This window comes from Nocardia sputi, assembly GCF_023501985.1.
The window spans coordinates 279,511-305,819 of the sequence record NZ_JAMFLC010000002.1 but is presented as its reverse complement, the minus strand read 5'-3'; the positions used below and the strand labels follow the sequence as shown (position 1 = coordinate 305,819).

The 26,309-nt window shown below is 67.4% G+C and carries 23 protein-coding genes, 1 tRNA gene and 1 pseudogene; 20 read left to right on the top strand and 5 right to left on the bottom strand.

Annotated elements, in window-relative coordinates; all coding sequences use genetic code 11:
• Positions 1-26: 26 nt before the first annotated feature.
• From M8859_RS03995 to M8859_RS03955, 9 genes and pseudogenes are all read left to right on the top strand, one after another.
• Entirely contained in the window at positions 27-1,526 is a 1,500-nt protein-coding gene (locus M8859_RS03995; protein WP_195069393.1) for an MFS transporter, read from the top strand.
• A gap of 745 nt (positions 1,527-2,271) precedes the next feature.
• Positions 2,272-2,634, top strand: coding sequence for a DUF190 domain-containing protein (locus M8859_RS03990; protein WP_249643871.1), 363 nt, complete (start codon positions 2,272-2,274; stop codon positions 2,632-2,634).
• The gene (locus M8859_RS03985; protein WP_159921069.1) at positions 2,631-2,930 is read left to right on the top strand and encodes a fluoride efflux transporter CrcB; all 300 of its coding nucleotides are present in this window, start codon (positions 2,631-2,633) and stop codon (positions 2,928-2,930) included. The genes M8859_RS03990 and M8859_RS03985 overlap by 4 nt, the downstream gene beginning before the upstream one ends.
• Positions 2,931-2,977: 47 nt before the next feature.
• A complete protein-coding gene (gene pgm / locus M8859_RS03980; protein ID WP_159921071.1) occupies positions 2,978-4,621 on the top strand; it encodes a phosphoglucomutase (alpha-D-glucose-1,6-bisphosphate-dependent) in 1,644 nt (547 codons plus the stop codon).
• Positions 4,611-5,852, top strand: a pseudogene (locus tag M8859_RS03975) (MFS transporter); the annotation flags it as partial. The gene pgm and the pseudogene M8859_RS03975, both read left to right, overlap by 11 nt.
• A 603-nt stretch (positions 5,853-6,455) precedes the next feature.
• Entirely contained in the window at positions 6,456-7,403 is a 948-nt protein-coding gene (locus tag M8859_RS03970) for a hypothetical protein (RefSeq protein WP_159921075.1), read from the top strand.
• Between the two features lie 38 nt (positions 7,404-7,441).
• Positions 7,442-7,942 carry a type VII secretion system-associated protein gene (locus M8859_RS03965; RefSeq protein WP_159921077.1) on the top strand — a complete coding sequence of 167 codons (501 nt, stop codon included), beginning with the start codon at positions 7,442-7,444 and terminating at the stop codon, positions 7,940-7,942.
• Between the two features lie 433 nt (positions 7,943-8,375).
• Positions 8,376-9,077: a DsbA family protein gene (locus M8859_RS03960; RefSeq protein WP_159921079.1), complete on the top strand. Its 702-nt coding sequence runs from the start codon at positions 8,376-8,378 to the stop codon at positions 9,075-9,077.
• A gap of 515 nt (positions 9,078-9,592) precedes the next feature.
• Positions 9,593-9,668: transfer RNA gene (locus M8859_RS03955), tRNA-Ala, on the top strand.
• Between the two features lie 74 nt (positions 9,669-9,742).
• On the opposite strand, the gene M8859_RS03950 is transcribed toward M8859_RS03955, so the two are convergent.
• From M8859_RS03950 to M8859_RS03935, 4 genes are all read right to left on the bottom strand, one after another.
• Positions 9,743-11,011: a tyrosine-type recombinase/integrase gene (locus tag M8859_RS03950; protein WP_249643870.1), complete on the bottom strand. Its 1,269-nt coding sequence runs from the start codon at positions 11,009-11,011 to the stop codon at positions 9,743-9,745.
• A complete protein-coding gene (locus tag M8859_RS03945; protein WP_249643869.1) occupies positions 11,011-11,193 on the bottom strand; it encodes a helix-turn-helix domain-containing protein in 183 nt (60 codons plus the stop codon). Before M8859_RS03945 ends, M8859_RS03950 begins: the two co-directional genes overlap by 1 nt.
• Positions 11,194-11,914: 721 nt before the next feature.
• On the bottom strand, positions 11,915-12,976 hold the full coding sequence (locus M8859_RS03940; RefSeq protein ID WP_249643868.1) for a CHAT domain-containing protein: 1,062 nt from the start codon (positions 12,974-12,976) through the stop codon (positions 11,915-11,917).
• A 430-nt stretch (positions 12,977-13,406) separates the two neighbouring features.
• Positions 13,407-13,979 (bottom strand): hypothetical protein, encoded by a 573-nt coding sequence (locus M8859_RS03935; RefSeq protein ID WP_249643867.1) that lies wholly within the window; start codon positions 13,977-13,979, stop codon positions 13,407-13,409.
• A 726-nt stretch (positions 13,980-14,705) separates the two neighbouring features.
• Between M8859_RS03935 and M8859_RS37200 the strand changes: the two genes are divergently transcribed.
• Positions 14,706-15,299: a restriction endonuclease gene (locus M8859_RS37200; protein WP_249643866.1), complete on the top strand. Its 594-nt coding sequence runs from the start codon at positions 14,706-14,708 to the stop codon at positions 15,297-15,299.
• Between the two features lie 294 nt (positions 15,300-15,593).
• Positions 15,594-16,217: a GNAT family N-acetyltransferase gene (locus M8859_RS03925; protein ID WP_249643865.1), complete on the top strand. Its 624-nt coding sequence runs from the start codon at positions 15,594-15,596 to the stop codon at positions 16,215-16,217.
• Positions 16,218-17,202: 985 nt separating this feature from the next.
• On the opposite strand, the gene M8859_RS03920 is transcribed toward M8859_RS03925, so the two are convergent.
• Positions 17,203-17,943: an MmyB family transcriptional regulator gene (locus M8859_RS03920; protein ID WP_249643864.1), complete on the bottom strand. Its 741-nt coding sequence runs from the start codon at positions 17,941-17,943 to the stop codon at positions 17,203-17,205.
• Positions 17,944-18,613: 670 nt separating this feature from the next.
• Between M8859_RS03920 and M8859_RS03915 the strand changes: the two genes are divergently transcribed.
• The 9 genes from M8859_RS03915 (at position 18,614) to M8859_RS03875 (ending at position 26,299) form a co-directional block, all read left to right on the top strand.
• Positions 18,614-19,498, top strand: a complete 885-nt coding sequence (locus M8859_RS03915) for a hypothetical protein (protein ID WP_249643863.1) — start codon at positions 18,614-18,616, stop codon at positions 19,496-19,498.
• Entirely contained in the window at positions 19,495-20,733 is a 1,239-nt protein-coding gene (locus M8859_RS03910) for a cutinase family protein (protein WP_249643862.1), read from the top strand. Before M8859_RS03915 ends, M8859_RS03910 begins: the two co-directional genes overlap by 4 nt.
• Complete coding sequence (locus M8859_RS03905; protein ID WP_249643861.1) at positions 20,730-21,851, top strand: lipase family protein; 1,122 nt, start codon at positions 20,730-20,732, stop codon at positions 21,849-21,851. The genes M8859_RS03910 and M8859_RS03905 overlap by 4 nt, the downstream gene beginning before the upstream one ends.
• Positions 21,852-21,875: 24 nt before the next feature.
• On the top strand, positions 21,876-23,351 hold the full coding sequence (locus M8859_RS03900; RefSeq protein ID WP_249643860.1) for a cutinase family protein: 1,476 nt from the start codon (positions 21,876-21,878) through the stop codon (positions 23,349-23,351).
• A 108-nt stretch (positions 23,352-23,459) separates the two neighbouring features.
• A complete protein-coding gene (locus M8859_RS03895) occupies positions 23,460-24,185 on the top strand; it encodes a DUF8176 domain-containing protein (RefSeq protein ID WP_249643859.1) in 726 nt (241 codons plus the stop codon).
• 5 nt (positions 24,186-24,190) lie between these two features.
• Positions 24,191-24,853 (top strand): CpaE/TadZ family protein, encoded by a 663-nt coding sequence (locus tag M8859_RS03890; protein ID WP_249643858.1) that lies wholly within the window; start codon positions 24,191-24,193, stop codon positions 24,851-24,853.
• Positions 24,850-25,137, top strand: coding sequence for a hypothetical protein (locus M8859_RS03885; protein WP_249643857.1), 288 nt, complete (start codon positions 24,850-24,852; stop codon positions 25,135-25,137). Before M8859_RS03890 ends, M8859_RS03885 begins: the two co-directional genes overlap by 4 nt.
• 101 nt (positions 25,138-25,238) lie before the next feature.
• Positions 25,239-26,069: an alpha/beta hydrolase gene (locus tag M8859_RS03880; RefSeq protein ID WP_249643856.1), complete on the top strand. Its 831-nt coding sequence runs from the start codon at positions 25,239-25,241 to the stop codon at positions 26,067-26,069.
• Positions 26,063-26,299: a hypothetical protein gene (locus tag M8859_RS03875; protein WP_249643855.1), complete on the top strand. Its 237-nt coding sequence runs from the start codon at positions 26,063-26,065 to the stop codon at positions 26,297-26,299. Before M8859_RS03880 ends, M8859_RS03875 begins: the two co-directional genes overlap by 7 nt.
• Positions 26,300-26,309 lie beyond the last annotated feature (10 nt).

The window sequence follows — 26,309 nt, the reverse complement described above, 5'->3', positions numbered from 1 at the left end:
ATCAATGCTCGACACAAAGGGGACACATGACTACCGCGATCGACCGTGGGGCACCCGCCCCCGAGCACACCGGAAGTGGCCGGCGCGGCTCGCACGCGCTGCGGTGGTGGGTGCTCGCCGTCCTCGGTGTCGCACAGCTCATGGTCGTGCTCGACGCGACCGTGGTGAATATCGCGCTGCCCGCCGCGCAGCAAGACCTCGGCTTCGACGACGGTGACCGCTCCTGGGTGGTCACCGGCTACGCGCTGGCGTTCGGCAGCCTGCTGCTGCTCGGTGGACGCCTCAGCGACCTGTTCGGCAGGCGCAACACCTTCATCGTCGGCCTGGTCGGCTTCGCGGTCGCCTCCGCGATCGGCGGCGCGGCCACCAGTTTCGAGATGCTCGTCGCCTCCCGTGTCGGGCAGGGCGTCTTCGGCGCGCTGCTCGCCCCCGCCGCACTCGCCCTGCTCACGGTGACCTTCACCGAACCGTCCGAGCGAGCGAAGGCGTTCGGCATCTTCGGTGCGGTCGCGGGCACCGGCGGCGCGATCGGCCTGCTGCTCGGCGGCGCGCTCACCGAATGGGCGTCGTGGCGCTGGGTGATGTTCGTGAACCTGGCCTTCGCGGCCGTCGCCCTGGTGGGCGCGGTGCTGCTGCTGGCCAAGCACGCGAGCACCGAGCGGCCCAAGCTCGACATCCCCGGCACGGTCGTGGTCACCGCGGGCTTGTTCGGCATCGTCTACGGGTTCTCGCACGCGGAATCGGATGGGTGGACCAACGGCGTCACCCTCGCCTTCCTGTTCGGTGGCGCGGCGCTGATCGCGGTGTTCGCGTGGCTCGAGACCAGGGTCGCGCACCCGCTGCTTCCGGTGCGGATCGTGCTCGACCGGATGCGCGGCACCTCCTACCTGACGGTGTTCGTCATGGGCATCGGGATGTTCGCGATCTTCCTGTTCCTCACCTACTACATGCAGCTGACGCTGGGTTACTCGCCGATCATGACCGGCGTGGCCTTCCTGCCGATGGTTGCCGCCATGGTGGTCTCCTCGACCACCGCCCCGTCCCTGGTGTTGCCGAAGGTCGGGCCGAAAATCCTGGTCAGCGGTGGTTTTCTGGTCGCGGCGGCGGGCATGGCCTGGCTGACCCGGATCGGCTTGGACACCGGCTACGCCACCCACATCCTGCCCGCCCTGATCCTGCTGGGCCTCGGCCTCGGCGGCGCGATGGCCACCGCCTTCCAGGGCGCCACCTCCGGCGTGCAGCACGAGGACGCGGGCGTGGCCTCGGCCATGATCAACACCAGCCAGCAGGTCGGCGGATCGATCGGTACGGCGCTGCTGAGCACCATCGCCGCCTCCGCGGCCACCGACTACCTGTCCACCCGCAAGCCGGACCCGCTCACCATCGCGCAGTCCGCGATCGAGAGCTACACCACCAGCTTCTGGTGGGCCACCGCGATCTTCGTGGCGGGCGGCATCCTCACCGCGGTGCTCATGCCGAGCACGGCGCCCGCGCCCGCCGAAGGGGAGCCGGTGCTCGCCCACTGACCCGGCTGCGGCACAGCCGATCCGGTCCCCGATAGAGCCGCCGCCGCTCCCGCGACCTCGTCGCAGGAGCGGCGGCCGCCGTCTTCGATGGTGAGCCGCCGGGTTCCGCCGGCACGCGAGCGAGAAAGCCTCCTCGGAACGCCGGTCCAGCTCCGTGGCTGTCCGATTGCCAATCAGCGGCTACGCGCGGCTTGCCCCATTGTCAGACGACCGTCTTTCCGCGTGCGCGGTGGCGTTGATCGCGGCTGTGTGCCATGCCGCTCGTATCGGGCACGACACGCGGCGCCGGTCCGCCGTGCACGGCAAAGCGCCCCCGAATCCCCATTTTTTGTGCAAAATACGAGATAAGTGGACGCGCCGAGCTTTGCTGAACGCCATCGGCATTGCGCTCGACCCGGTCTCGCGCAGAGGTGAACGGTCTCTTATCCGACCTACGCGGTAAATGTCATGGGATGCTTTGCAATCGGAACCTCGATGATTCCGACCGCTGTGGTGTGGGTAGCCAAGAGACTGCTGAACACCCTTCCCTGCCTCGGCGTACCCCGCGGTCGCACCACCCTCACCATCCCACCCGCGAGGTTCGTAGACTCCTCGGACCGGGCGCGGTGCCCCCCGCGCTCGTCCGCCCCGGGGGGTGGCGGTGGCGTAGCCGGGACGTTCGAGCCCGGCGCGGGCATGGCACGGTGTGTGTACCTGGTTCGGCTCGGTGATCGACGGGAACGGCACGACGGAAGGGGGTCAGGCAATGGGTGGTTCGCAAGCGGGTGCTGCCACGGTGGGACGATGGCGGCCCGCCGCACAGCTCACCGGGCTGCTCGACGAGGACGACTTGTGGCGGCACACGCCCGCCTATCACGAGATCGTGCGCCGGGCCAGGGATACCGGTCTGGCGGGCGCCAGCGTGTGGCGCGGTATCGAGGGGTACGGCGCGTCCGCGCATGTCCACACCAGCCGGATGCTGGATATCGCCGACCACCTTCCCCTGATGCCGGTGTTGGTCGACGAGCCGGAACGCCTGCGCGCCTTCGTCGAACGCAATGCCGAACTTTTCACCTCGGTCAACGTCACATCGGCGCCGGTGGACCAGTGGCAGGAAGGTGAGCGATGAGAAGACCGCGGGTCAAGCCGGGTGCTCGCGCCGGGTCTGCCGTAGACCATGCGGTAGCAGCCTGTTTCGCCTCGCCTGTGCCGCCGCGCACGACGGCCGTTACCATTGTCGGTTCGGCGTGGCTCGGGAATCTGAGCGGCGCGTCGGCGGGCGATCGGCCGCTCGCCGCCGCGAAAGCAGGCTTCCGCACCGTGCCGACCACGTTCAGCATGTACGGCTACGAGATGTTCCGGCTGGTGGCCGACGTGAACGACGTGGCCGTGGGGTCGGCGGTGACCGGGCGGTCGTGGACATGATCCTGATGACGAGCCGGGCACAGCCGATACGGAAGGGAGACCCGAGCATGGCCCACGATCGAGCCGGGCGTCCCGCGCGTCCCACCGATCTGGAAGACATCGCACACCTGGTGACGGCGTACTACAGCCGTACCCCGGATGCGCGGGATCCGGCCCAGCGGGTGGCGTTCGGAACGTCGGGACATCGCGGCTCCAGCCTGGACGGCGCCTTCAACGAGGCGCACATCCTCGCGATCACCCAGTCGATCGTGGAGTACCGCGCCACCCGGGGCATCACCGGACCGGTCTACCTGGCCAGGGACACCCATGCGCTGTCCGAGCCCGCCTGGACCACCGCGCTAGAGGTGCTCGCGGGCAACGACGTGACCGCGGTGATCGACGCACGCGACCGCTACACCCCCACGCCCGCGCTCAGTCACGCGGTGCTGCGCCACAATCGGGGCGGCGCCAAGCACCAGGCCGACGGCATCGTGGTCACCCCATCGCACAATCCGCCTCGCGACGGGGGCTTCAAATACAACCCCCCGCACGGCGGCCCGGCCGACAACACGGCCACCGACGCCATCGCCGCCCGCGCGAACGAGCTGCTGCGCGACGGCCTCGCCCAGGTCAAGCGCACCACGCTGGAGCGAGCGCTGGCCACCGGCGTGGAACGCTACGACTATCTCGACCACTACATCGACGACCTGCCCAACGTGCTGAATCTGGACGCGATCCGCGGCGCGGGCATCCGCATCGGCGCCGACCCGATGGGCGGCGCCAGCGTCGACTACTGGGAGGAGATCGGCCAGCGTTACGACCTCGAACTCGAGGTGGTCAACCCGTTCGTGGATCCCACCTGGCGGTTCATGACGCTCGACAGCGACGGCAAGATCCGGATGGACCCGTCCTCGCGCTTCGCGATGGCTTCGCTGATCGCGATCAAGGACGACTACGACATCTCCACGGGCAACGACGCCGACGCCGACCGGCACGGCATCGTCACGCCCGACGGCGGGCTGATGAATCCGAACCACTTCCTGGCGGTGGCCATCGAGTACCTGGTAGCCAACCGGATGGGGTGGGACGCGCTGACCAAGATCGGCAAGACCGCGGTCACGTCGTCGATGATCGACCGGGTGGTCTCCGTGCTCGGCCGCGACGTGCACGAGGTGCCCGTCGGGTTCAAATTCTTCGTCCCGGGGTTGTTCAGCGGCAGCCTGGCATTCGGCGGCGAGGAGAGCGCGGGCGCGTCGTTCCTGCGGATGGACGGCACCGTCTGGACCACCGACAAGGACGGCATCCTGCTCGCCCTGCTGGCCGGTGAGATCGCCGCGGTCACCGGGCAGAGCCCCTCGGCGCGCTACGTCGAACTCGAACGCCGCTACGGCAGCCCCGCCTACGCGCGGATCGACGCCCCCGCCACCGTGGAACAGAAAGAGCTGCTCGCGAAGTTGACTCCGGACATGATCACCACGAAGGAGATCGCCGGGGAGCCGGTCACCGCGGTACTGACCAGGGCGCGGGGCAACGGCGCGCCGCTGGGCGGCCTCAAAGTGACCACGGAGAACGCCTGGTTCGCCGCTCGCCCCTCCGGCACCGAGGACAAATACAAGATCTACGCGGAGTCGTTCCACGGCCCCGAGCACCTCGCCGAGGTGCAGACAGCCGCGGAGGAATTGGTGGGACAGGCGCTGTCCGGTGACCGATAGATCCAAGCCCCTGCCCACCGAGATCTGGGTGCTGGTCGGGGGCGCGTTCGTCATCGCCATCGGGTTCGGCCTGGTGGCCCCGGTGCTGCCGCAGTTCGCGCGCGGATTCGGCGTCGGCGTAGCGGCCGCCTCGGCGATCGTCTCCGCGTTCGCTCTGATGCGGTTGCTGTTCGCGCCGGTGAGCGGGCGGCTGGTGCAGCGGCTGGGGGAGCGCTCGGTCTACCTCGGCGGGCTGCTGATCGTGGCGTTGTCCACCGGCGCCAGCGCGCTGGCCCAGAGCTACTGGCAGCTCATGGTGTTGCGGTCGCTCGGCGGTATCGGATCGACCATGTTCACCGTGTCGTCGCTGGCGCTGGTCATCCGGATGTCGCCGCCCGAACAGCGCGGCCGGGTCTCCGGGTTGTGGTCGACCAGCTTCCTGGTCGGCTCGGTGAGTGGGCCGCTCGTGGGCGGCGGGTTGTCCGGGCTCGGCTTGCGGTGGCCGTTCGTGATCTACGCGGTCGCGTTGTCGCTCGTCAGCGTCGTGGTCTACCTGAGTCTGCGCAATTCGGAACTGGCCGCGCCGGAGCCGGTCGGCGGGGTGCGCATGATGTCCTTCCGGGAGGGCTGGGCGCGGCCGGAGTACCGGGCTGTGCTGCTGTCGAATTTCGCCAACGGGGCGGCCGTGTTCGGTGTCCGGATGGCGTTGGTGCCGTTGCTCGTCGTCGAGGTGCTGCACCAGGCCCCGGGAATGGCCGGTGTCGCGTTGACGGTGTTCGCCGCGGGCAACGTCGCGGTGCTGTTCGCCTCGGGGCGACTGTCCGACCGGTGGGGACGAAAACCGTTCGTGATCGTCGGCTCGCTGGTGTGCGCGGCGGGCACGGCGGGGCTCGGCCTGGCGACCGACGTGCCCTGGCTGCTGGCCACCTCCTTCGTGGCGGGGCTGGGTTCGGGCATGTTCACGCCCACTCAGCAGGCTGCCGTCGCCGACATCATCGGGCCCAATGCGCGCGGCGGGCCGGTGCTGGCCGGTTTCCAGATGGCCGCCGACCTCGGCACCGTCATCGGGCCGGTCGCCGTGGGAGCCCTCGCCCAGCAGGTGTCCTACGGGCTCGCGCTCGGCGTGACCGGCGCTCTCCTCGCGGTCGCCGCACTCGTGTGGGCCGTGGTCCCAGAGCCGCTGCGGCGTCGCGGTTCCGTCCATGCGGAGATCCCGTCCGAACGGTCCGGGGGCGCCGACGATGCCGAACGCCGACCGGCTGGGATCGATCGAGCAGTGAACGAGGTGTCGGGCGCGCCGGTAGCCGACAGTCCGGCGCCGGTCGTGGCGGAGGCAGGTGCACCGGGTGATCGCCGGGAAAACGTGAAACAAGATCGCACGGTGGCTGATCGTCCCGAACCGGTTACGGGTGAAGCGGTAGGGGAGGCCGAGGATCCAGCGGGTCGTTCCGCTGCCGTGACAGATGATCGCCGCGGTACCTCAGGCGTCGTCAGGCCGATGGTAGCCGCGCCCGGCATCGCGGTCGCCGACTCTAATGGCCAGGAATCTCCGACCCCCGAAGGGTGGCCGATGTCTCGCCGCACACGTCGGCGGGTGCAGCGACGTACCCGCCGAACACGCTGAATCTGAGGCGCAACCCGCCCGGCGCGGCGCAAGGGGGAGCCATCTGACACCGTCACACCGGGGCTGTCACACAGTCAGAGACCCGGCAAGAGCTTCTATTCCCAGAGTTGGGGATGCGGTCGCTGATTGCTGCTCATGCTGTGGACAGTATGAGTCTGGCGATGCACTGGTGCGCGCGAGACAAGGGTATCGGGTTGTGCTCCTAGCGAGACCGGGAATTGGAGGTCAACCATGCGTGCCCAAGTGCTGCTGACTCGGGTTGCCGACAGTATCGCTGCCACGCTTGGGCGGGCAACCGGAGCTGTCGCTGACCGCTGGGGGTCGTTTGCACACGTAGCAGGGGACAACGTTGGGCGACTGACCTCGCACGACGCGGACAATGGCCTGCTGATCGCGCGCTCCAATCTCGAGGGGAGAGGTGGGTCGGGGCCAGGCACATTCGCCGGTATTGGTGAGGGCAAGATGGTGTCGTTCACGCCCCGTCAGGTGAAGAGCATCCCGCTCAAGGGCGCCGACGGCCGAGTGATCGGCACCGCGTTTCCCAGCAAACCCAGCGATGAGAAGTTGGTGACGGCCTGGGCCTCCACCGAGATGGATGTGGGAGGGATCAAGGCGAAAGGCAGCGATTTCATGGTGGTTCCCGCCTACGAGATCCCGTCTCCAACTGGCGAAGCAGGACGCTGGTTCGATTTCGGGGAACTACAGAACGCACCTTGGCTCGAGGATGTCATGACATCCGGCAGGCTGCCGATCTATGCCTGGGCCCATGCCAACCCAGAGCAATTCGTCGTCAGCGTCAACAAGGGTTCGTGGCTGCGACCGAAATGGACAAATGTGCACCTCGACGGCGACACCTACGCTCGGCTGCTGATGGTCGACAAGCATTTCACACAAGCGGCGGGAACCAACCCCGGCGCGAGCGTGGTGATGCTTTCGTGCGAATCCGCAATCGAGACGGGGCTGCCAGGTGGCTCAGCGGCCCGGGCAGCCGCCGAAAATCTCCACCAGCACGGTGGCGCTACGGGCAATATATACGGCGCTACCGGAGATGTGATCTTGCCCAAGCCACAGGACGATCTCTCCCAGTTAGCGGTTGTGCAGCACTACGACGACGCAGGCAACCCCCTCCCCCTGTTCGAAAAGTTCTCCCCTCCGAGTCCAGGTAATCCCAGTCCATAGTGATAGCAGAGCACTGAGAGGTCCTCATAGTGGAACCAATGCCCGGCGCTGTCCGGCGAGACGACTGGTTCGTCCTTCTCGACCCGACATGGCAAACCGAAAACCCATCAGGCGATCCACCTGTGGAGGTGATCGTCGGAGGCTGGCGGCTCGACCAGAACGGAAGTCTCGGTCCGTTCCAGTCGAACCCTCGCTATATCCCTCGCAACGACTCGACCCCGACCGACCCGATGGATGCTTTGCTACGACTGATCGCTAACGGAGACGACTGCAGCGACCAGATCATCCCAACCCTGCGCAATACCGTGGTTCAACTCGCATGCGACAGCCAGGACCAGCTGTGCATCGCCCCCGCACCAGACGACGTGACTTGTGCACTCGTCGTCACTGCCGAGGTCCACAAGCAACGACTGAACGTGCCGCACTGGTGGCCGATCCTCGGCGCTCAACTGCCAGAGGTGATCCCTGCCGGGATCGACGTCTTGTTCAACCCTGGTAGCGAGCACCAGTTCCGACTCACCACCGAGGCAATTCGGTAGCCGAACTCCTGATCGGCGTACCGCACGATGCCCGAATCAAGGCACCGTAACGGTCACGGGACAAACGAGCCTCATCAGACCGGAAGCCGGTGATGGCCCAGGCAGGGTTGCACAGACAGCAATTTCACGCCGAATCCGCCCGATTTCGGCCAGTCAGCGATTTCCTGGCGCTCTAACCTGGTCGGCGTGGACCCACTCAAACCGCTTGGTGGAAGGACTTCGACCAACCGGAACGCCGCAGGGCCGTCGTCCCCGATGCGGCGGTCGGGCTGGTTTCACCTGATCCGAGGACACACTGGGTGGGCTGTGCGGTGTCGTCTCGTGTGCGCAGTCGGCGTCGGATCGGGATGCGTGGCCCGGCGGCGGATGGGACGAGGGGTTGCGGCAAAGTGTCATTGTGAGCGAATCGCGTTCGAGTTACACGCCACGGCCGATGTCCAGTGCGACCACCTATGCGCTCGGCGCGGTCGCTCTCGCGCTGATCGTATTGATCGTCATCGCGGCGATGCGATGGGGGCGGGACGAAGCGGCCGTTCGCAACGACGGTTACGGTTCGGTACGGGAACCGGCGGTGCACTCGATGCTCGAGCAGAACGGTTCGATCCTGCTCGGCCGCCCGGACGCGAAGAAGACCATCGAGGTCTTCGAGGACCCGCTGTGCCCAGGCTGCGGCAGTTTGGAGCACATCTACGGTCAAGAGCTCGCGCAGCGGATCGATGAGGGCGCGCTCGCGGTGCGCTACCGCTTGGTGAATTTCCTCGACGCGCGATCCCGGAGCAAGGACTACTCGACCCGTGCTGTCGCCGCGAACCAATGTGTCGCCGAGGCGGGTTCGGGCCCGGTCTACTCCAAGTTCCACACCGACCTGTTCACCACGAAGCGTCCCAGCGAAGGGGGCGCCGACCTGAGCAACGACGAACTCGCCGCGATCGCCCGCGACGCCGGAGCCTCCGAGCCGGTGCGGCAATGCATCACGACCGGCGCCAAGATCGACTTCGCGCGCACCACCGCCATGGCGCAGACGGCCGCGCTCGGCGAGGCGCTGGGCGGCTCCGCGGCCACGCCTTCGGTCTTCGACGGCACGAGCAAGGTCGACACCGGCGACGAGAACTGGGTGGTCGGGCTCACCGATTGATCGGCGGTCGTCTACGCCGCCCGTCTGCGGCCCAGTCGGCCAGACATCGAACGGAAGGGCCGGAACGCCGACTCCACCAAATCGACGTTCCGGCCCACTCGACGGCGCGACCCGACATCCCCAGCCCCCGGGATCGCCGGCCACCGAGTTCTTCCGTTGGCCTAGGGCCGGGCAACGGCTCCACCTGCCGCCGCCCGGCCCCCGCACTCGACGGCGCGATCCGGCCCCCTGTCCCTAGACCGCACCTCGAGATGTCACACCGCTGCCGCGAGACCTGCCGGCTCGCCGGACTCTCGGAATGGACAAACCAGCAACCCCATCTGCTCTACCCATTCCGAGCGCCCCAACCGGTCACCGTCCCGTAGCACACGATTCAACCTGCTTCGAACACATGTTCGATTATAGGCTCATTCACCCCCGCCTGTCACCCCCGAATCGAGCCGATTTGGTCGCCGACACACCGTTGGTGTAACTTCATTCAGGCGCGGCGGGGAAGTCCGAAGCGCAACCAACCAGGGGCTATGGCGCAGCTGGTAGCGCACCACACTGGCAGTGTGGGGGTCAGGGGTTCGAGTCCCCTTAGCTCCACCAGGAATTATGTTCGCTTGATATGCCCGATTTGGCGGGTATCGGTCACAATTTACGACACCTTCTACGACAACGGGCTATTCCGTATATCCGGCAGATCCGTCGTGAGACCCGCTGAACAGGGGATTCAGGGCGTCGACGGCGTCGCGTTGCACATACTCGATCACCTCCATGTATGTGTTTGTTGTCACGCTGATGGAGCTGTGCCGCAGGATCCGCTGCACGGTCGCGGCGTCCACTCCCATCGAGAACAGCAAGGTCGCGCAGGAGTGCCGTAGATCGTGCACCCGCAGGCGCGGAACGCCGGCTCGCTCGCAGAGGCGGGCGAACATGCGGTTGACGTTGCGTGGCTCGATCGGGCGACCGAGCTCGGTGGTGAACACCAGTCCGGAGTCCTGCCATTCGTCACCGGCGGCGAACCGCTGCTCGCCCTGTTTACGCTGGTGCTCGCGCAGGATCGGCACCAGCGGCGCCGGCAGCGGCAGGGTGGCATTGGATCCGTCGGTCTTGACCGGGGTGAGCTGCAGGCTGCCGTCGATGCGGTGCAGTGCCTGCCGGATGGTGATCCGCCGGCCTGCCAAGTCCACGTCGCTCCAGGTCAGGCCGAGTGCTTCCCCGCGCCGCAATCCGAGGGCCAGCGCCACCGCCCACAGGGCGTGCAGGCGATGGTCTTCGGCGGCGGCGAGGAAGCGGGTGGCCTCGGCCCGGGTGAACCGGCGAACCGTGGATTTGTCGCTGCCGGAAACGTGGACCGAGCGAGCCACGTTGCGGGCGAGGACCTCGTCGTCGACCGCGTCCTGCAGCGCGGCGCGCAGTACCCGCAGGACGTGGCGGATCGAACTGATCGAGAGCACATCACCGCAGCATTCGGGATTTTTCTTGGCGCAGCAGCGGGGCTTGCGGCGGGCGGCGTCCTTGCCCTGGAAGCAGCACTGGCACTTCGTCCGCAGGCCGTTGATGAATCCGCGGACATGCTGGACGGTGAGCGCCTTGAGCTTGCGTTTGCCCAAGGCCGGGGTGATGTGCAGACGGATGTCGCCTCGATAGGTGGCGTAGGTGGTGCGCCGGATCGAGGGCCCGACGATCTCGTTCAGCCAGTGGGACATGTACTCGGCGACGGTCATGGCGGTGACCTCCACCGGGATACCGCGCCGCTCCATCTCCTTGAGACGAGTGCGTTCGGCATCGGCCTCTTCCCAGGTATCGCCGTAGACACTGATGCGTTTGCGGGTGCCGTCGGCGGCGGTGACGAACAGTTTCAGCTCGTAGAGGCCGTCGCGGCGGGCACTGATGTTGCCGGAGCCATTCGGGTTCTTCCGGCGGCGGGCGGTGTTCTTCTTGGACATTACTGTTCCCTTTCGATCAGTTCGGCGAGGTAGGAGTCGAAGGATGCGCGGACGATCCGGCGCGAGCGGCCGACGGTGACCGAGTGCAGCTTGTTCGACCAGATCAGCTGGTAGATGCTGTAGCGGGAGACCCGCAGCACGTCCGCGGCTTCCTGGACGGTCATGAACGGATGCTCGGTCATCGCGGACCGCCTACCGAGTTCGTCTGGGCTGCGCCCTGCCGAAAGTTCCCGGTAGTGAATGGATTACACGACTGTGGGTGTCCAGGCATCGTGGCGGGCGACGCCAGGTGCACCGGCTGAGGCGGCGGCGCAGCCAGTGGCCGGATGAGGCCGTCACCATGGTGAGCGAGACGACCGACACCGCGAACGCCGTCGGTCAGACCGGCCGTCACGGAGCGGGTCTCGCGGTGCGATCGAAGAACTCGATACCACGGGTGGGAATCGGCGCCCCGGAGCCGGTGGGTAGAAGGAATCAGGATCATCTGCATGCGGCAGCCGCCTTTGCGTGCTGTCCACTGACCTGTCCCGATTCCATGAAAGCCGAACCGCGATACCGACGCGACTCCCGTGCGCGCACATCGCCGCGAATGCCCCGCTGGCGATGCGGTCATCGCAGGTCACACACGATGCGTAAAGCTCCGGTGATCCGTGCAGAATTTTCCGGCGACACGGCGTGTCGTGTGAGGGGCGCCAGTCGACATCTGATGGCGACGCAGGCCGGTGGCGGTGGCTCAGTGCTCGCGACCCGAGCACGTCGAAGTCACGGTCAGTGGGTGAGCGGCGGCAGGCGGCTGCGGTTCGTTGCCGGACATCGACCGCGCCGCCCTACCCCCGACTCGGCGGGTTCGCCCGGCCGGAGGACCGCGGAAAATGACCGGGCAGCTGGCGGCTCACAGGCGCGCTATTCCATGGATTCGACCAGGATCGTCACGCTCGGGTCGACATCGGTCGCGAACGCAAGCGTCGGCAGGTCGGCCCCATCCAAACCCGCGAGTTCGAGCGCGGCCCGCCCGGACAGATGGGCTGCATTGACCGACTGACCGTTCGCGATCGCCGCATAGAACTGCGCGGCATAGTTGATCGCGTCGCCGTCATCGATTTCGTCCGCCATTCCGATCGCGAATGGCACGACGTCGGCAACGAGGTCGTCGATCTGGGCGGCGGACTTGCAGGAGTTCAACAGCACGAGCAGCGGTGGAGTGTCGGTTGCCTGGATCGCCCGGGAAAACGCTCCGGCAGTAACTCCCAACCCGGAATGAAGTTCATCCCGGTCCTTTTCGAACACGAGGAAGTCTTCGCTGCTGTGACCGGAGAAGTGGACGACGTGAGGACGGAACTTGGTGATCCCGTCCAGCAGGTCAGCGGTCGTCGCAGCAGGGCGGAGGTCGAATTCGATCTGATCGCGGTGAAGAGCCGATTCGACCGCCACCCGGATGCGCTTTGCTTCACGACCCACCCGAAGGTCACCAGCTGACGCTGCCCCGAGAATGAGCAGGCGCAGCTTCTCCGGTTTGGGAGCGGGCAGCTGCCGAAGGACATAATCGACCGCCGATTCCGTGTCGGCGAGCCGGGTTTCGAGCTCAGCCTGTCGTCCGGCGGCCAGACGCTGAGCGCGCTGCTCCTCTCTCTTGCGTCTGAGCTCGGCGGCATCGGCCTCCGATTTCTCGGCCTTCGCCAGTTTGCCCTGAAGATCGGCCTCGCCCTTGGCATAGGTGATGGCCCGTTCTTGCCAACGGCCAGCCTCTTTACCAGCAGTTTCGGCCTCTTTGTCCTTGCGCTCTGCCTCGCGGACCCGGAGCTTCGCCGTCGACTCGCTGTTGGCCTTCGATGCCGACAGACGCGCCGATGCGGCCTCGGCCCGCTTCCTCGACTCTTTCGTCCGGAACTCTCCTGCCTTCTTCTCAGCGTCGATTCGCTGCTTCCGCTTGGTATTGAGCTGGTTCCGATACTGACTAGCGCTCATTCGAATGGCTCCTCGCCCGAGATGTCACGCCCGGCAACATCCGGGCGACGCGACGCTACTCCACGGCTCCGACACGCTCGTCACCTGGCAGTGCAGCCCTTCTGGGGCTTGGTTGCAAGCATGAACAATCGCCTCGAAACTTCGTTTCGCTAACGATTCGCAAACATTGCGGCTGCCGCGTCGGCTACATGTGCAATTCGATGGCGCGCACGTCCGAAGCCGTGAATTGGCAGCGAAGGTCAGAAAGTTTGGACGAATGCGCCGAGCTGGCCCCCGGGGAATCCGATGTTGCGGAGGAAGTCAGGGTTACCAGTAATCTGATTCGCGCGGCCGGGGGTGGCAGGACGAAGAGCGGTCACGGCATTGATTACATCCAGCACTCGGCAGGGTCTCGCACCGCGATGCAGGACCGAGCTCCTTGCTGGCCGGTTCAGGCTGCCTCGATTACTGCCAGCGCGAACTCACACACTACCGGCTCCCCATGATGCCGGCCCTCGCACGTGATCGCCCCCAACCTGCGATCCGGCGCGGTCAACCGACGCCGCGACTCCGCCTCGAGGTCATCGATCCGGGAACCGGCGATCGCCTCGTAATGCCCGAGCTGGCGGGCGTTGTCCTCCAGCGGCGGCAGCCCCGCCGCCCGCCACATCCGGAAGTACAAGCCCACCGATTCGGTGTTCAACGGGGCCTGCATCGACGCCTCCGACAATGCCGCCAACACTTCCGCCGCCGTCCCCGGCTGCGTCGGTTTGCTGGCCGCGATCCGATCCAGGATTTCGCGGCAGTGCGCCCGGAACAGGAGTTGGTACTCCACCCGCTGATGAGTGGGCTGCAACAGCGAGAACCCGTGCCATACCCGCGCTGCCTGTCCAGGGTGGCGTTTCTGCGCGGCCTGGATCTCTTCCTCGGCCCAGTCGATGCGTTCGAATACCTCCCCCAGCCAGCCCAGTATTTCGTCCGTCCCCGGCAGCAGCTTCTCTACCGACGACAGGGCAGAGGCCATGGTGCTTTCCATCGAGATTTACCCTCCCAACAAGGAGAGCGAGCACCGTAATAGGTTGCCCGCCCATACTTTTCACATTGACAGCGCTCACAGTCAGCGGTGAGCTGCCGCCTTCCCCGGCGCGCAGGGCCCCGCTCAACCTCTGGGCGTCCCGGGGGTACCGATCGGCTGTCGCCGACTCTGTCCGGCGGTAGCAGCAGTCACCGCCTTCGTCGTGGCTGCCGACCTCCGTGTACGCCGGATGCTCGTGCCTGGTCGGAGCGAACGCGATCAGGGTGAGCCCGCCCTCGTCGACAGCGATGTGGGCATCGTCGGGCACATAGCTCAACCAGCGACGAATAACGCCGAGAGAAATTGACACGGCATACTCCTGTCCTTGACATCGGGCCAGCCATCAACCCATGGGATGCTGACCGTGGGCAGGATTGATTCGCGCCTTTTACGGACCGCACATGACCTTGATCAGGCACGATGTCGGCGGCGCAGTCGTGCGCGAGATCGAAGCGGGTTTGGGTGATTTCGACGGCGCTGGCCAGGTCAAGCGGCGGTCGCGTCCGCGGCCGTGGTGGTTGAGGTGGCACACGTGCCGGTGCCGGACATGCCCAGGAATCGAGGATGGCTGAAAACCGGAGGGACGCGACCAGTTTCACCGGCCTTTGTCAGTGTCCTGGCTTACAGTCATCCTGATCGATCACCGCAGGGGTCCGTGGAATCAGGGGAGTGCAGGTGGGTAGACGTCGTCGCCGCTCGCTCAATTCCGGCGCAGTGGGCATGGCAGGCATCGTCGGGGTGCCGGCCGTACAGTTCGCTCGCGACAACATTGCGGTCATCATCGCTGCGGTGATCATGGTGATCGCTGGAGTGGGCGCCGCGTTTTACGCTCGGCATCGGTTGCGGCGTCGCCGGTTGGAGCGCGACCAGGATCATCTGCGTGCGGTGCTGCCGTTCCACTCGATGGACGACAAACAGTTCGAGCATGCGCTGGCCTCGCTGTGCCGGGCTGCGGGGTGCACGGATGTCGAGGTCAGCGGAGGTGCGGGAGACCGTGGCGCCGATGTCGTTGCGGTCACCGCCGATGGACGGCGGCTGATCGTGCAGGCCAAGCGCTACTACATAGACCGTGCGGTAGGTGACCGGGAAATGCAGCAGTTCGTCGGTGGTATCAGCACCTGGCACACCTACGACGTCGCAGTACTGGTCACGACATCGCGTTTCACACGCTCGGCCCGCCAGACCGCCGACCGTACCGGCATCCGGTTGGTGGACAACGTCACGCTGGCGCAATGGCATGCGGGCACGATCCCCGCGCCGTGGACTTGAGCCCTGGGTGTGTGACCCACTCCGGCACTGCGAGAACGCTGATGGTCGACCATGACGACGCGAGCCTGTCTTTCGACGGACGTGGCTGTGCAGGGCACGGCCACCGTGTTCCCTGGCGGTGACGCATGGTCGAGGCCGCGGTCCTTCTCTGTGCTTTCGGGCTCGGCGCCGTCAGGTTTTGTGGTGAGCGGTTCCCCGGCTCCCGCAGTGTCTGCGGATACCGAATCTGTCGCGTCGGGGAGCGGGTAGTGGGTAGCGTCGGAGAATGAAGGCGCAGAGGAGGTTCGCTCGGCGATGGTCGATGACCCGGTTGCGATGAGCGGTGCTGGTGAACCGATGCACGCGGTCGGGATCGAGCGAGGCATGCTGGACCGGTCGTCATGGTGGGTGGCGCCGGCGGTGGAGTTGTTCGACACCGAGTTCGGCACCGGCTATATCGCTGAAAGCGAATTGCGTGTGGTGGCGGCGGCGCCGACATCTGCGGTGTTCATCGTGCACCGTGACGAGTCGCTCCTGTCCGGGGTGGCGACCGTGTCGTGCGCCGATGACGGTATGCGACAGCACTTCCGCCGAACCTTTGCCACGCTTGGGTTCGTCTACGCCGATGGTGAATCCGTCGGCTGCCTAGGATCGGTGGTGGTCGCTCCCGGAGTCCGCAGGGACGGGATCGGCAACGCCTTGGTTCGTGCATGCGTGCAGTTCGGTCGACGCCGGCGATGGACCGCGATCTATGCTGCCTCCTGGCTGTCGGGAACACCCCACCAGTCCGCCGGGGTCCTGGCTCGCAACGGGTTCGTGCCTGTCGGCACTATCGCCGATTATTGGCTACCGGACGAATCCTCATCGGGAATGTCGTGCGTTGTGTGCGGCACACTGTGCCGGTGCGCGGCATTGATGATGCGCTGTCCGCTCGTGTAGTGAGCCGCGGATCCGGGCCGCCCACGCGGCGTGGATCGTGCTCAATGCTCAATGCTCAATGCTCAATGCTCAATGCTCAGTGCCGATACCGCATCACCATCAACCTCAGCGACCCGGCCGACGACGATCTCTTGTTCGTACTCAGCGACGCACTCGACGAATGGGCTTTCCAGCGGCTCCGCGACCTCGCGGCCAGGTATCCGGATCACTCAGTCTGGATGGGTCGCCGAGGAACCAGAAACAGCCACGGGAATACCCGAGCCTTCGTCGAGATGAGCCCGGCGAGAACCGGCGCTGGGAACAGACTGCCGGAGACGGGCCGAAGACCGCGGCATCGAATTCCGTTGTGCACGTCGGCGGGATCGTTGTTGTGGGGTTGTCGAGGCCTGGGGATTGTCAGCCGCCGTAGGGCGGTAGAGGTCCGCTAGAAACTCTCGTGGAACTGACGCAATGGTGCGATCGAGGAATTGCGTTCACATTGATATGTGTGCCCTGGAGGAGCGGGCAGGCCGATATTTCGGTCGGTGTCCTATGGACAGCCTGAACAATCTGCCGTCTGGTCGAGTATCGCCTCATGGGCGGGAAGCCGATCGATCTGCCCTGAGGTGAGGGCTGATCCTGGGATGCCGGTCAGGACCGAGTTGGATCGTGCGGCAGTGCGTGGGTTAGCTGATCGATGGCTGTGATTCCCCTGGGAGTGCCGGGCCGGAAGCGGCTGAGCGGCGGGTTCTGTATGCCAGTTCGGGTGGTGGTAGTGGAAGGGTGGTTACGGTGCGGCGCCGGTTCCGGTTGCGCCGATGATCGACACAGCAGCGCGGCGGGGATGGGCGCGTCCCCGCCGCATAGTGCCTGCGTGTGTCCGGAGCGTTAGCGCAGAGATGCGAGGTCGGGAATCGAAACGAGCGTGTGCGGCAGCCCGCCAGCCCGGCCGAAAGCGTTGTGCCCCAGGCAGTGAGGCCTGGCGCACAACAGCAGTCGGTGACGGTCAGGTGTTCGCCGGTCCCGAGCGGGGGATAGGCAGCAGGGTGAGCAGCCAGACGTGGTCGATGATGTGGACTTTGCTCATGGTCATGGCGAACGAGAGCGGGTCGCCGGTGTCGGGATGGCGACGGTACAGCAGGTCGTCGGGGGATCGGCCGTCGGCGACGTCGATGGACGAGCGCCATCGGCGGGTGAATTCGCCGTGGTCGCTGAGTTGGTGCAGCAGCGTATTGGTTTGGGTGCTGGTGCGGTAGCGGCCGGTCAGCATTCTGGTGATGGCGACGGTCTTAGTGGCTTCCCGAGTGCGGTCGGGTGCCGACGGTGCTGCGGCTTCCCCGAAGATCCAGGACAGTATCGAATCGGTCTCTCCCAGCCCCGGCCACGCGGTGCGGAAGAGGTCGTTGCAGGCCAAGATATGGTGCAGCGGATCAACATAGGCGCCGAGCACGTCGCCGGCGGTGAGGTGCTCGAGGTGGTGCATCAGGCCAGGGTGACCTCGTAGCCGGTGGGCGAGTTGGTCGAGTCCGGGTAGGTCTTGTGCGGGTTGGCGCAGTTCGTGCAGGTACTGCGATTGTCTGCTGTCGAGGTCGTAGGCGTCGATCAGCCGGTCCAATGTTGCAGGGGTAGGGATGCGTTTGTCGTGTTCGATATCGTACAAATAGGACTGGCTGACCCCGTGGATGTCGTAGGCGTCGCTGCGACTGAGGTTGCGTGCCTTGCGAAAGGCCAGGCATGTGCCACCCAATGTGGGCGGAAGGATTCGTAGTGTCGGTGTGGACGAAAATGGACGTGCGGGATTCCGGGGCAAAGCGGAAACCCCCCCTTCTCGCGCCCGCGCACCATGATGCGCGGAGTCGCGCTTGAATGTAGCCCCCGAGTCGATTTTGTTCCTACCAGACACGGTATACACCGGCAAGTGGGATTTTTGACGTTCGTTCGCGGTGAGATAGCCGCCAGGTGCTGGCGGTGCCTGCGCCGGTTGTTCGGACCTGCTGTGGCTATTCGAAAATTGTATTTCCCTCGAGTTGTGGGAAATTTTCCCGAAACCCCATGTGTTCATGGCGGACCGAGTCGCGCGGGCCTGCGTTAACGCAAAAAAGAGGGACCCCGACCTATAGCGCACCAACATGTTCAGTGGTTTGGATGGTGATGCCAGTACGACATCCAGAAAGGAAAACTGCATTGGATCCGAACATTGTGATGGGCTGGATAAACGACGGACTGATCTTGGCGTCGAATTTTCTTACCGTCGCCTCGCAAGCATTGTGGCTCGTCCTGTCATTCGTCTGATCGGAAAACTCCCCGAGTAACGGCCTCCCGGCTTTTCCCCGGCCGGGAGGCACCGGAGCGGGACATTCCCCGCATCCATTCCTTTCCCCGTTCTTTCTTCCTTCATGACGAAGGGTGCATTCGGCATGCCCGAAACCGTGAAAATCACCGATCATCTCGAATACCGGCCCGGTCCAGGTCGAGCACACCGCGGCGGCCTGATCATGCTCGCCGGAGCGATCCCGATCGCGATGGCGTTGGCCGCCACCGGCACCGCCCACGCCGGTGTCGGACCCGCGGCGATCACCGACCAGCCCGGGGTGACCAGCCCCGACCAGCCCGGCACCTCCGCCCCACCCCCACCCCCACCCCCACCTCCACCCCCGCCAGCTCCGGAGCCGCCGGTGTACTACGAGCAGCCACCGGAAGTGCGCAACGCGCCCTCGCGGCCCGCGCCACCACCGCAGGAGCCAGTAGCGCCGGTGCGGGTCGAGGGCCTGCATCTGCCCGAACCCGTGCCGACGGTCGCGCCGATCGAACCGCCGGAGAACACGATCCGCATCGGGCAATGGCAGGCGCCGAGCCCACAATGGCTGCCGCCGGAAGCCCGCGACACCATTAACGACGTCGCCGCGAACGCCGAAGCCCAGGTCGCGACCGCGCTGGACTCGGTCGGCATCCCCGCGGGCCGCTCGGACCGGGTAGCCGGCGCAACCATGGCCGGTGCCGCGGTCGGCGGCGCCGCCGGAGCCGTCGCTGCGGGCGTGCCCGCCGCCGCGGCCGGTGCCGTGGTCGGCGGGCTGATCGGCGGCACGATCGGCGGGATCGCCGGCGCCGCGCTCGGCACGGTGGTGCCGGTCCCAGTGGTCGGCACGGTCACCTCCGGCGTCGCCGGCACCGCCCTCGGCACCGCCGTCGGCGCGGCGGTTGGCGCGGTGGTCGCCGGTGTCCCCGCTGCCGCGGTCGGTGCCGTCGCGGCCGGCACGGTGGGCGCCGGGTTCGGTGCTGGTGTGGGGGTCGGGCAGCCGTGACCGCCGTGACAACCAAGGCCCGCGCCGCGACCGCGGCGGCCGTAGCGGTGGCGGTGTGCACCGCCCTCAACGCCACCGGCGCGGCTTCCGCGCAACCCGCCGGCGGTTGTGCACCATTGCATGTCCTCGGGGTGCAAGGAACCGGCCAATCCGCCCCGGCCGCGGACCCGGAAACCGATACCGGTGTGATCGGGGCGCTGATTGCGCCCGTCCTGGCCGCAGCCCCCGGGGCGGCGGACCGCACCTACATCCCGTACTCGGCCGGGTTCGGGGGCGCGGTACCCGGCGGCGGCACCGCTCCGTATGCGGTGTCGGTGACCGAGGCCCGCCAGCGCCTGGACACCGAGATCGGCCGGATCACTGCCGCCTGCCCGGACACAATGTTCGCCGGAGCCGGATATTCCCAAGGCGCGCAAGCCCTGTCGTGGCTGGCGCACGATATCGGCGCGGGAGCGGGCCCGGTGCACGCGAACCGGATCGCCGGGATCGCACTGTATGCCCACCCCGACCGCGCGCCCGGGTCACCGGTGTTCCCGGGACGGCCCGGGCAAACCGCGCCCGATCCCGCCCCGGGGACCGCAGGTGCCGCGGTGGCAGGGGTACGGCTGGCGTCCGCCGAGCCACACGGTGGCGGGATCGCGGGCGGAGAAACGCATTACGGTGCCTTGACGGGCCGGGTCGCCGACATCTGCGTCGAGGGAGACCTGGCGTGCTCGGCCCCCGACCACGCGGCGCTACTGAGGCTCGGCGCGTTGATCGCGGCCCAAGCCGACCTGCGCGACCCGATCGCCGCGGTGGACTCCGTGGGCGCGGTCCTGTCCGCTGCGCTGGGACAGGCGTGGACCACTGTGCTGGTGCACGACATCCGCCTCGCCGATGGCACCGTGAGCTACCGGCCGGAAAAGACGTTGGCGAAGCGGCTGATCGACGCCGCCGACCCGCGCCAGCGTGAGCCGGCGCCGGCCGATACCGCGGCGGCGAATACCCGCTGGGGTGCGGTCGTGGCCACGGTGGCGGCGAACCCGGTCGCCACCTTGCCCGGGCTGGCCGCCGATCTGTCGGCGGCGTGGGGACAGCTGATCGCCGACAACGCAGCCCTGCTCGACCCCGCGGTGTGGATCCGATACGGCGACACCGTGTCCCGCCACACCGACTACGCGGTCGGCGGGCATCTGAATTCCGGCATCGCGTGGCTGACCGCCCTGGCCCAGGATCTGCATGGGAGCCGAGCATGACCTTCGACGACCGTCCTGTTGACGCGTTCTACGCCGCCCCCGCTGTCGGATTCGACGTGCGGCCCGGTGCGATCTTGCGCTACCGCTCCACTATCGTGCCCACGCTCGGCAGGCCCCATCAGGCCTGGCAGGTGGTGTATGCGACCCATACCGGGCGCCATGCCCCGATCCCGGCTTCGGGCATTGTCATCGCGCCGCCGAGACCTGGCGCGGATCCGGCGGTCGCGGTGTACTGCCCACCGTTCCGTGGGCTGGGGGGCGGATGCGCGCCCTCGCAGCTGTTCACCGATCCGCAACCGGACCCGGATCTACGGGCCGTGGCCGCAGCGCTGGAGCGGGGCTGGATCGTCGCGGTGCCCGACGGCCTGGGCCTGGGCTTGACCGGTCTGGGACCTCACACATTCCTGGCCGGTACCGACGCCGCCCACAACGTGCTCGACCTCGCCCGCGCCGCGCGCACGATCCCGGACCTGGACGCCGCCGGAGCGCCGTGCGTGATCTGGGGATACGCCGACGGCGGACGGGCCGCAGTGTGGGCCGCGGAAACCCAGCCCCGCTACGCCCCCACATTGGACCTGCGCGGGGTCGCCGCCGGAGCAGTCGTCACCGACCCCGGCAGTCTGGCAGCCCGCCTCGACGGCGGACCCTGGTCCGGCCTGGTACTGGCCGGGCTGACCGGGCTGAGACACGCCTACTCGTACCTGGATGTCGACCGCGTATTCACCAGCGCCGGGACGACCGCGATGGCGAATGCCTCCGGTTCGAATGCCGGCGCGATCCTCGAGGGCTTCCGCGACCAGCGTGTGACGGCTTGGTGCATGCGCCCGGACCCGTGGAACGACGCGCAGTGGCAGTTCGTGCTGACCGCCGAATCTACCGGCGTCGAAGTCCCCACAGTGCCCGTGCATCTCTATCACGGCAGCAGCGACGGGCTGATCCCAGTGGAGATGGGACAGCAGCTCTACGCCGAGTATCGCCTCATGGGTGCGGAAGCGACCTGGCGGGACTACGACACCGGGCATATCGGCGCTGCCGCAGCCGGCTCCGGTGATGCCCTCGACCAGCTCGCCGACGACCTCAACCACCTGCCCGGACAGCCCCGCCTTCCCTCAGCCTGACCCCTGCGAAAGAGGTGACACCTGATGAGTCCCGCCACCCTCTCCTCGGCCGTGTCCAGGATGCTGCTGCGCACGGTCCTGGTCGTGGTGGCCGCTGTTGCCGCAACCACGGCGACGGTGTCGGCAGCCCCCACTGACCCCAACGCGGTCGGCGCACGGTGCCCGAACCTGTATGTGTTCGGAGTGCAAGGCGGCGAGGAATCCTCGCCGGCCGCGCCGACCGACAGCGACAGCGGGGCGCTGGGACGGGTGTTCGGGCCATTGCTCGCCGACTCCGGCGACACCGTCCAGCGTGCCTACATCCCGTACGGTGACGACTCCCACGGCACTGCCCTGCCATACGAACAGGCCATCACCGCCGCGACCGAGAACCTGCTCACCCGGGCGAGTGACGTCCTGGACCGATGCCCGGACACCCAGATCGCCGCAGCCGGTTATGCCCAAGGCGCGGTCGCGGTCTCGGAATTCGCCCACCGCATCGGCCGCGGCGACGCAGGCGTGCCCGCCGACCGGGTTGCCGGCATCGCACTGCTGGCCCACCCCGGCCGCGCCCCGGGCACCTCGACCCTGCCGGGCCGCCCCGGCGACACCCACCCGGCGGCGGCGCCGGGCACGACCGGCCAGGCGGTCACGCAGATCTCCCTGCACAACCCGAACCTGACCGGCGGCGGCATCGGCACCGCCAGCCCGGCCAGCGATTACGGCGCATTAACGGGGCGGGTCGCCGACCTGTGCGTCCCCGGCGACGCCACGTGCGACACCCCGGTCGGCGGAACCCTGGCCACCACGATCGCCAACATCGCTGCCCGCTCGGACCTGCGCGACCCGATCGCCGCGATATCCACGATCGCACAAGCACTCTCGGCCACGGTATTCACCACCGCGGTGGACGTGATCAATGAGGACCTGACCGGCACCACCCTCGACACACTGTCCTACTCCCCGCAAAAAACGATCGGGCAACGCCTGGCCGAAGCGTCGGCCCCCGGCGCGCAACTGCCCGGACCACACGAGGCGCTGACCGCACTACTCAAACTCGGCGGCATCGGCCTCAACGCGGTGATCACCGTAGCGAGGACGGTGTTCACCCCGGCCACCATCGCCGAACTGGCCACCGTCGGGATGGCCAACCCGTGGGCGGCAGCCGCGGTTCTGGGCGCCAAACTCACCGGCGCGGTCGTGCAACTCATACCCCCGCAGACCGCGAGCCGGTGGGCCAACGAAGCCTTTGACGCAATCACCACCAACATCACCGACCAAAGCGAGCTCTACCAGGTCGCCAGCACCGCCGGCTACAGCGACACCGTCGGCCGCCACGGCTCCTACCAGAGCCCCACAGCCACGGCAGACGGAGCATCCCCTCTCACTGCCGTCGCCAACTGGTTCACAGCCCTGGCCACCGACCTCGCCGCGGCAACACCCACACCCCAAGCCCCCGCTCCCACCACCACGTCGGTGCCCTCGACGCCGGCGGCACCCGGACGCAGCGGCGGCCCCTGAACCCCTTCGGAAGGACGCAACCCGAGTGGAGTTGGTACCCGATCCACTGACCTGTCCCCTGACGTCCTTCCGGAGGGCCCTACCCGACATCGCAAGGAGGTGAACACGATGCCCACCAACAGCCACACCGAGCCCTGCACCGACCACGGGTGGGACTGGCTCGACACCACCGACCCCATCCCGCTCACCCGCCGGCACGAAGAGAACCCGGACAACGCACTCGATACGGCCGTGGCCGAACCACACATCCCGGTCTCACCACCCGAACCCGAAACGGTCGCCGGCTCAGGACACGGCATGCCGGTCCGGGCCCGGATTGCGCTGGCGGCCAGCCTGATCGGATCGGCGATCCTGATCGGCGGCGGGGTGCTCACGCTGCACGGCGGCACCACCACCCCGGAACTGCCCATCATGACCGCCGCTGCGCCACCCACGCTCACCTCTGCGACACCCTCCACGGCCTTCGCGCGCTCTGAGGCATGTCGTGGACTGACCGGCGATCTCGTCACCGACAACGACGGTGACGCCGCCACGGTGACTGGGGTAATCGCGGCGTTCGAACACGCCTACTACACCACGCGCGACGCGGCGGCGGCGCTGCGCCTGACCGGCCCAGAGGCCGGGTTGGACCCGCACATGCTGGCCGCCGGGATCGCCTCCATCCCGGCCGGTACCCGCCACTGCGTCGCGATCACCCCCATCGCCGACACTGCCGCCGACGTGCACCTGGTCGAGATACACCCCAGCGGGCAGCGCCGCGACTACCTGCAGGTCATCAACGTCCGCCGCGACGAGAACCGGATGCTCATCACCAACATCCAGAAGCGGGCCTGACAACCATGACCGGCGCCCTGCAACCCCGCCCGCCCCGCGGTTCCGGCCGCGGCATGGACCCGGGCACCGTCACAGCCCCACCCCCGCAGCGGCGGGCGCCGTTGCGCGAGAAACCGTTGCCGACCACAGGCCCCCACGCGCCCCTGTTCGCCGTGCTCGGTGCCCACGGCGGCGCCGGTACGTCGACCCTGGCCCGCTGGTGGGCACCCGCGGCCGACACCGGCCTGGCGTGGCCTGCCAGCCCGCGCACCACCCAGCAGGTCGTCCTCGCCGCCCGCCTGTGCATCCCGGGCCTGACCGCCGCGGCGGATCGGCTGCGTGAATGGCACGCCGGATTCGCCCCCGACGGGATCTCAGTACTCGGGCTGGTGCTCACCGCCGCCCGGCCAGGTGCCACACCGGCCGCGGTGCGTCGCTATGCCGCCACCGTCACCGACCTGGTTCCCCAGGTGTATCGCATCGGCTGGCACGACGAACTGATCGTCCGCGAACTGGACGAACTCGCCTCCTACACCCCGTTCGACCCGGCTCCGTCGCGGCGGGCCCGGTTGATCGACACCGTGCCCGCCGACGTCCATCGGGTGGGGGCCGACCTGATCAGCCGGCTCGCCGCCACCCGCGCCGACGCATCGCATCCGCCTCGTGATGACCAGGAGCACCAGATATGACCACGATCGCTGCGGTCGCAGTATTCGCTCAAGAGATCCATATCACCCCGGTCACCCCACCGGGCTCGCTGCAGCTGGTCAACCTCGTCAACTACCTGTCGTGGCTAGTCATGCTCGCCGGGATCGCCGCCCTGATTTATGCCGGCGGCAAATTCGGGTGGGAACGCTTCCACGGCGGCGCGGTCGAATCCCCCAAGATCATCCTCGCCGCGCTTGTCGGCGGAATCATCGCCACGAGCGCGGGGACCATCATGAACGCCGTCGTCAACGGAGGCGGCGGATGAGACTCTCCCGCACCGTCCCAGTTATCGCTTCCTCACTGCGTCACAGGTCGGTCAGCGCGCCCTCGGCCTCGGACGTAAGCGTTGATCTTCCAAGGACTCGCATGATCACCCACCCCGACCTGCACCGGGCTGCCATCACCACGGCGGGCGGCGCCCGCCTCTCGGTCTTACGCCTGGGACCAGAAACCGGTCCGGCCACGATCGTCTACCTACACAACCCGTTCACCAGTCCTGGCTACTGGGGGCCGCTGACCGCCCACCTGCACACCCAGTTCGACGGACGCATCAGCCAAGTCACCTACCACCAACGCCCAGCCGGTCACACCACTAGCGGCTCCCTCACAGTGAGCGGTACTGGCGACCTCGATGCGGTCCTGCACCAGGTCGGAGGAACGATTGTTGTGGTCGCACACTCGGCCGCGGCCCGGCTGGTTCTGTCGTGGATGGGGGAATATCCACGCCGGGCACGCACCGTCGCGGGCATTGTGCTGCTCAACCCAGCGCTCGAATTCCCCACGATCCCTGTCGATCCCGCACGGCGGGTGCACGACGAACTGCTGAACCACTTCTATCGGACCCCCAGGACCTCCGGGCGGCCGTGGCGTGGAGCGAACGACCCGGTCGCCGACCGTATCCACGTCAGCCATGGGGCGTCGGTGGCGGCAACCTACGGCATCCCTGCGTTGACCGACACCACGGTCAGCGTGTGGCGCTGCATTTCGACCTGGATGCTCACCGGCACCTTGGACCCCTTGATGCCCCCGCGCCGGTGCCAAGCCCTGGCCGAGCGGGTATGGGCCGACTACGACTGCGTGCCAGGCGCCGGGCACTCCCTGCCCTACGTCGACCCGCGTCGGGCGAGCCAGCCGATCCTGGCTGCCCTTGAGGTCGCCTACCGCACTCACCTCCAGGACGGAGGCGAGCCATGGTGACCGCGAAACCGCTACCTCCACAGGTGCTCACCCCGATCACTCAGCTGCTGGGCTGGCTGGCCTGGTGCGTGCTGCTGGCGTGTATCGCCCGCCTGATCTGGGTCGGTGGCCAGCTCTGCGTGCGCCTGTACCGGGAGGAAGGCATCGAAGGACTCCTCGGTTCCTTGCTCGGAGCCGCACTCATCGGGTCGGCCAGCGCCATCGCGGTCGCCGTCCTGCCCAACGGATAGGAACACGCCA

What these genes read in the sequence shown, in the direction of transcription:
- M8859_RS03995 (WP_195069393.1), top strand. Translation starts at nt 27, where the DNA reads ATGACTACCGCGATCGACCGTGGGGCACCCGCCCCCGAGCACACCGGA.
- M8859_RS03990 (WP_249643871.1), top strand. Translation starts at nt 2,272, where the DNA reads ATGGGTGGTTCGCAAGCGGGTGCTGCCACGGTGGGACGATGGCGGCCC.
- M8859_RS03985 (WP_159921069.1), top strand. Translation starts at nt 2,631, where the DNA reads ATGAGAAGACCGCGGGTCAAGCCGGGTGCTCGCGCCGGGTCTGCCGTA.
- pgm (WP_159921071.1), top strand. Translation starts at nt 2,978, where the DNA reads ATGGCCCACGATCGAGCCGGGCGTCCCGCGCGTCCCACCGATCTGGAA.
- M8859_RS03970 (WP_159921075.1), top strand. Translation starts at nt 6,456, where the DNA reads ATGCGTGCCCAAGTGCTGCTGACTCGGGTTGCCGACAGTATCGCTGCC.
- M8859_RS03965 (WP_159921077.1), top strand. Translation starts at nt 7,442, where the DNA reads ATGCCCGGCGCTGTCCGGCGAGACGACTGGTTCGTCCTTCTCGACCCG.
- M8859_RS03960 (WP_159921079.1), top strand. Translation starts at nt 8,376, where the DNA reads ATGTCCAGTGCGACCACCTATGCGCTCGGCGCGGTCGCTCTCGCGCTG.
- M8859_RS03950 (WP_249643870.1), bottom strand. Translation starts at nt 11,011, where the DNA reads ATGTCCAAGAAGAACACCGCCCGCCGCCGGAAGAACCCGAATGGCTCC.
- M8859_RS03945 (WP_249643869.1), bottom strand. Translation starts at nt 11,193, where the DNA reads ATGACCGAGCATCCGTTCATGACCGTCCAGGAAGCCGCGGACGTGCTG.
- M8859_RS03940 (WP_249643868.1), bottom strand. Translation starts at nt 12,976, where the DNA reads ATGAGCGCTAGTCAGTATCGGAACCAGCTCAATACCAAGCGGAAGCAG.
- M8859_RS03935 (WP_249643867.1), bottom strand. Translation starts at nt 13,979, where the DNA reads ATGGCCTCTGCCCTGTCGTCGGTAGAGAAGCTGCTGCCGGGGACGGAC.
- M8859_RS03925 (WP_249643865.1), top strand. Translation starts at nt 15,594, where the DNA reads ATGGTCGATGACCCGGTTGCGATGAGCGGTGCTGGTGAACCGATGCAC.
- M8859_RS03915 (WP_249643863.1), top strand. Translation starts at nt 18,614, where the DNA reads ATGCCCGAAACCGTGAAAATCACCGATCATCTCGAATACCGGCCCGGT.
- M8859_RS03905 (WP_249643861.1), top strand. Translation starts at nt 20,730, where the DNA reads ATGACCTTCGACGACCGTCCTGTTGACGCGTTCTACGCCGCCCCCGCT.
- M8859_RS03900 (WP_249643860.1), top strand. Translation starts at nt 21,876, where the DNA reads ATGAGTCCCGCCACCCTCTCCTCGGCCGTGTCCAGGATGCTGCTGCGC.
- M8859_RS03895 (WP_249643859.1), top strand. Translation starts at nt 23,460, where the DNA reads ATGCCCACCAACAGCCACACCGAGCCCTGCACCGACCACGGGTGGGAC.
- M8859_RS03890 (WP_249643858.1), top strand. Translation starts at nt 24,191, where the DNA reads ATGACCGGCGCCCTGCAACCCCGCCCGCCCCGCGGTTCCGGCCGCGGC.
- M8859_RS03885 (WP_249643857.1), top strand. Translation starts at nt 24,850, where the DNA reads ATGACCACGATCGCTGCGGTCGCAGTATTCGCTCAAGAGATCCATATC.
- M8859_RS03880 (WP_249643856.1), top strand. Translation starts at nt 25,239, where the DNA reads ATGATCACCCACCCCGACCTGCACCGGGCTGCCATCACCACGGCGGGC.
- M8859_RS03875 (WP_249643855.1), top strand. Translation starts at nt 26,063, where the DNA reads ATGGTGACCGCGAAACCGCTACCTCCACAGGTGCTCACCCCGATCACT.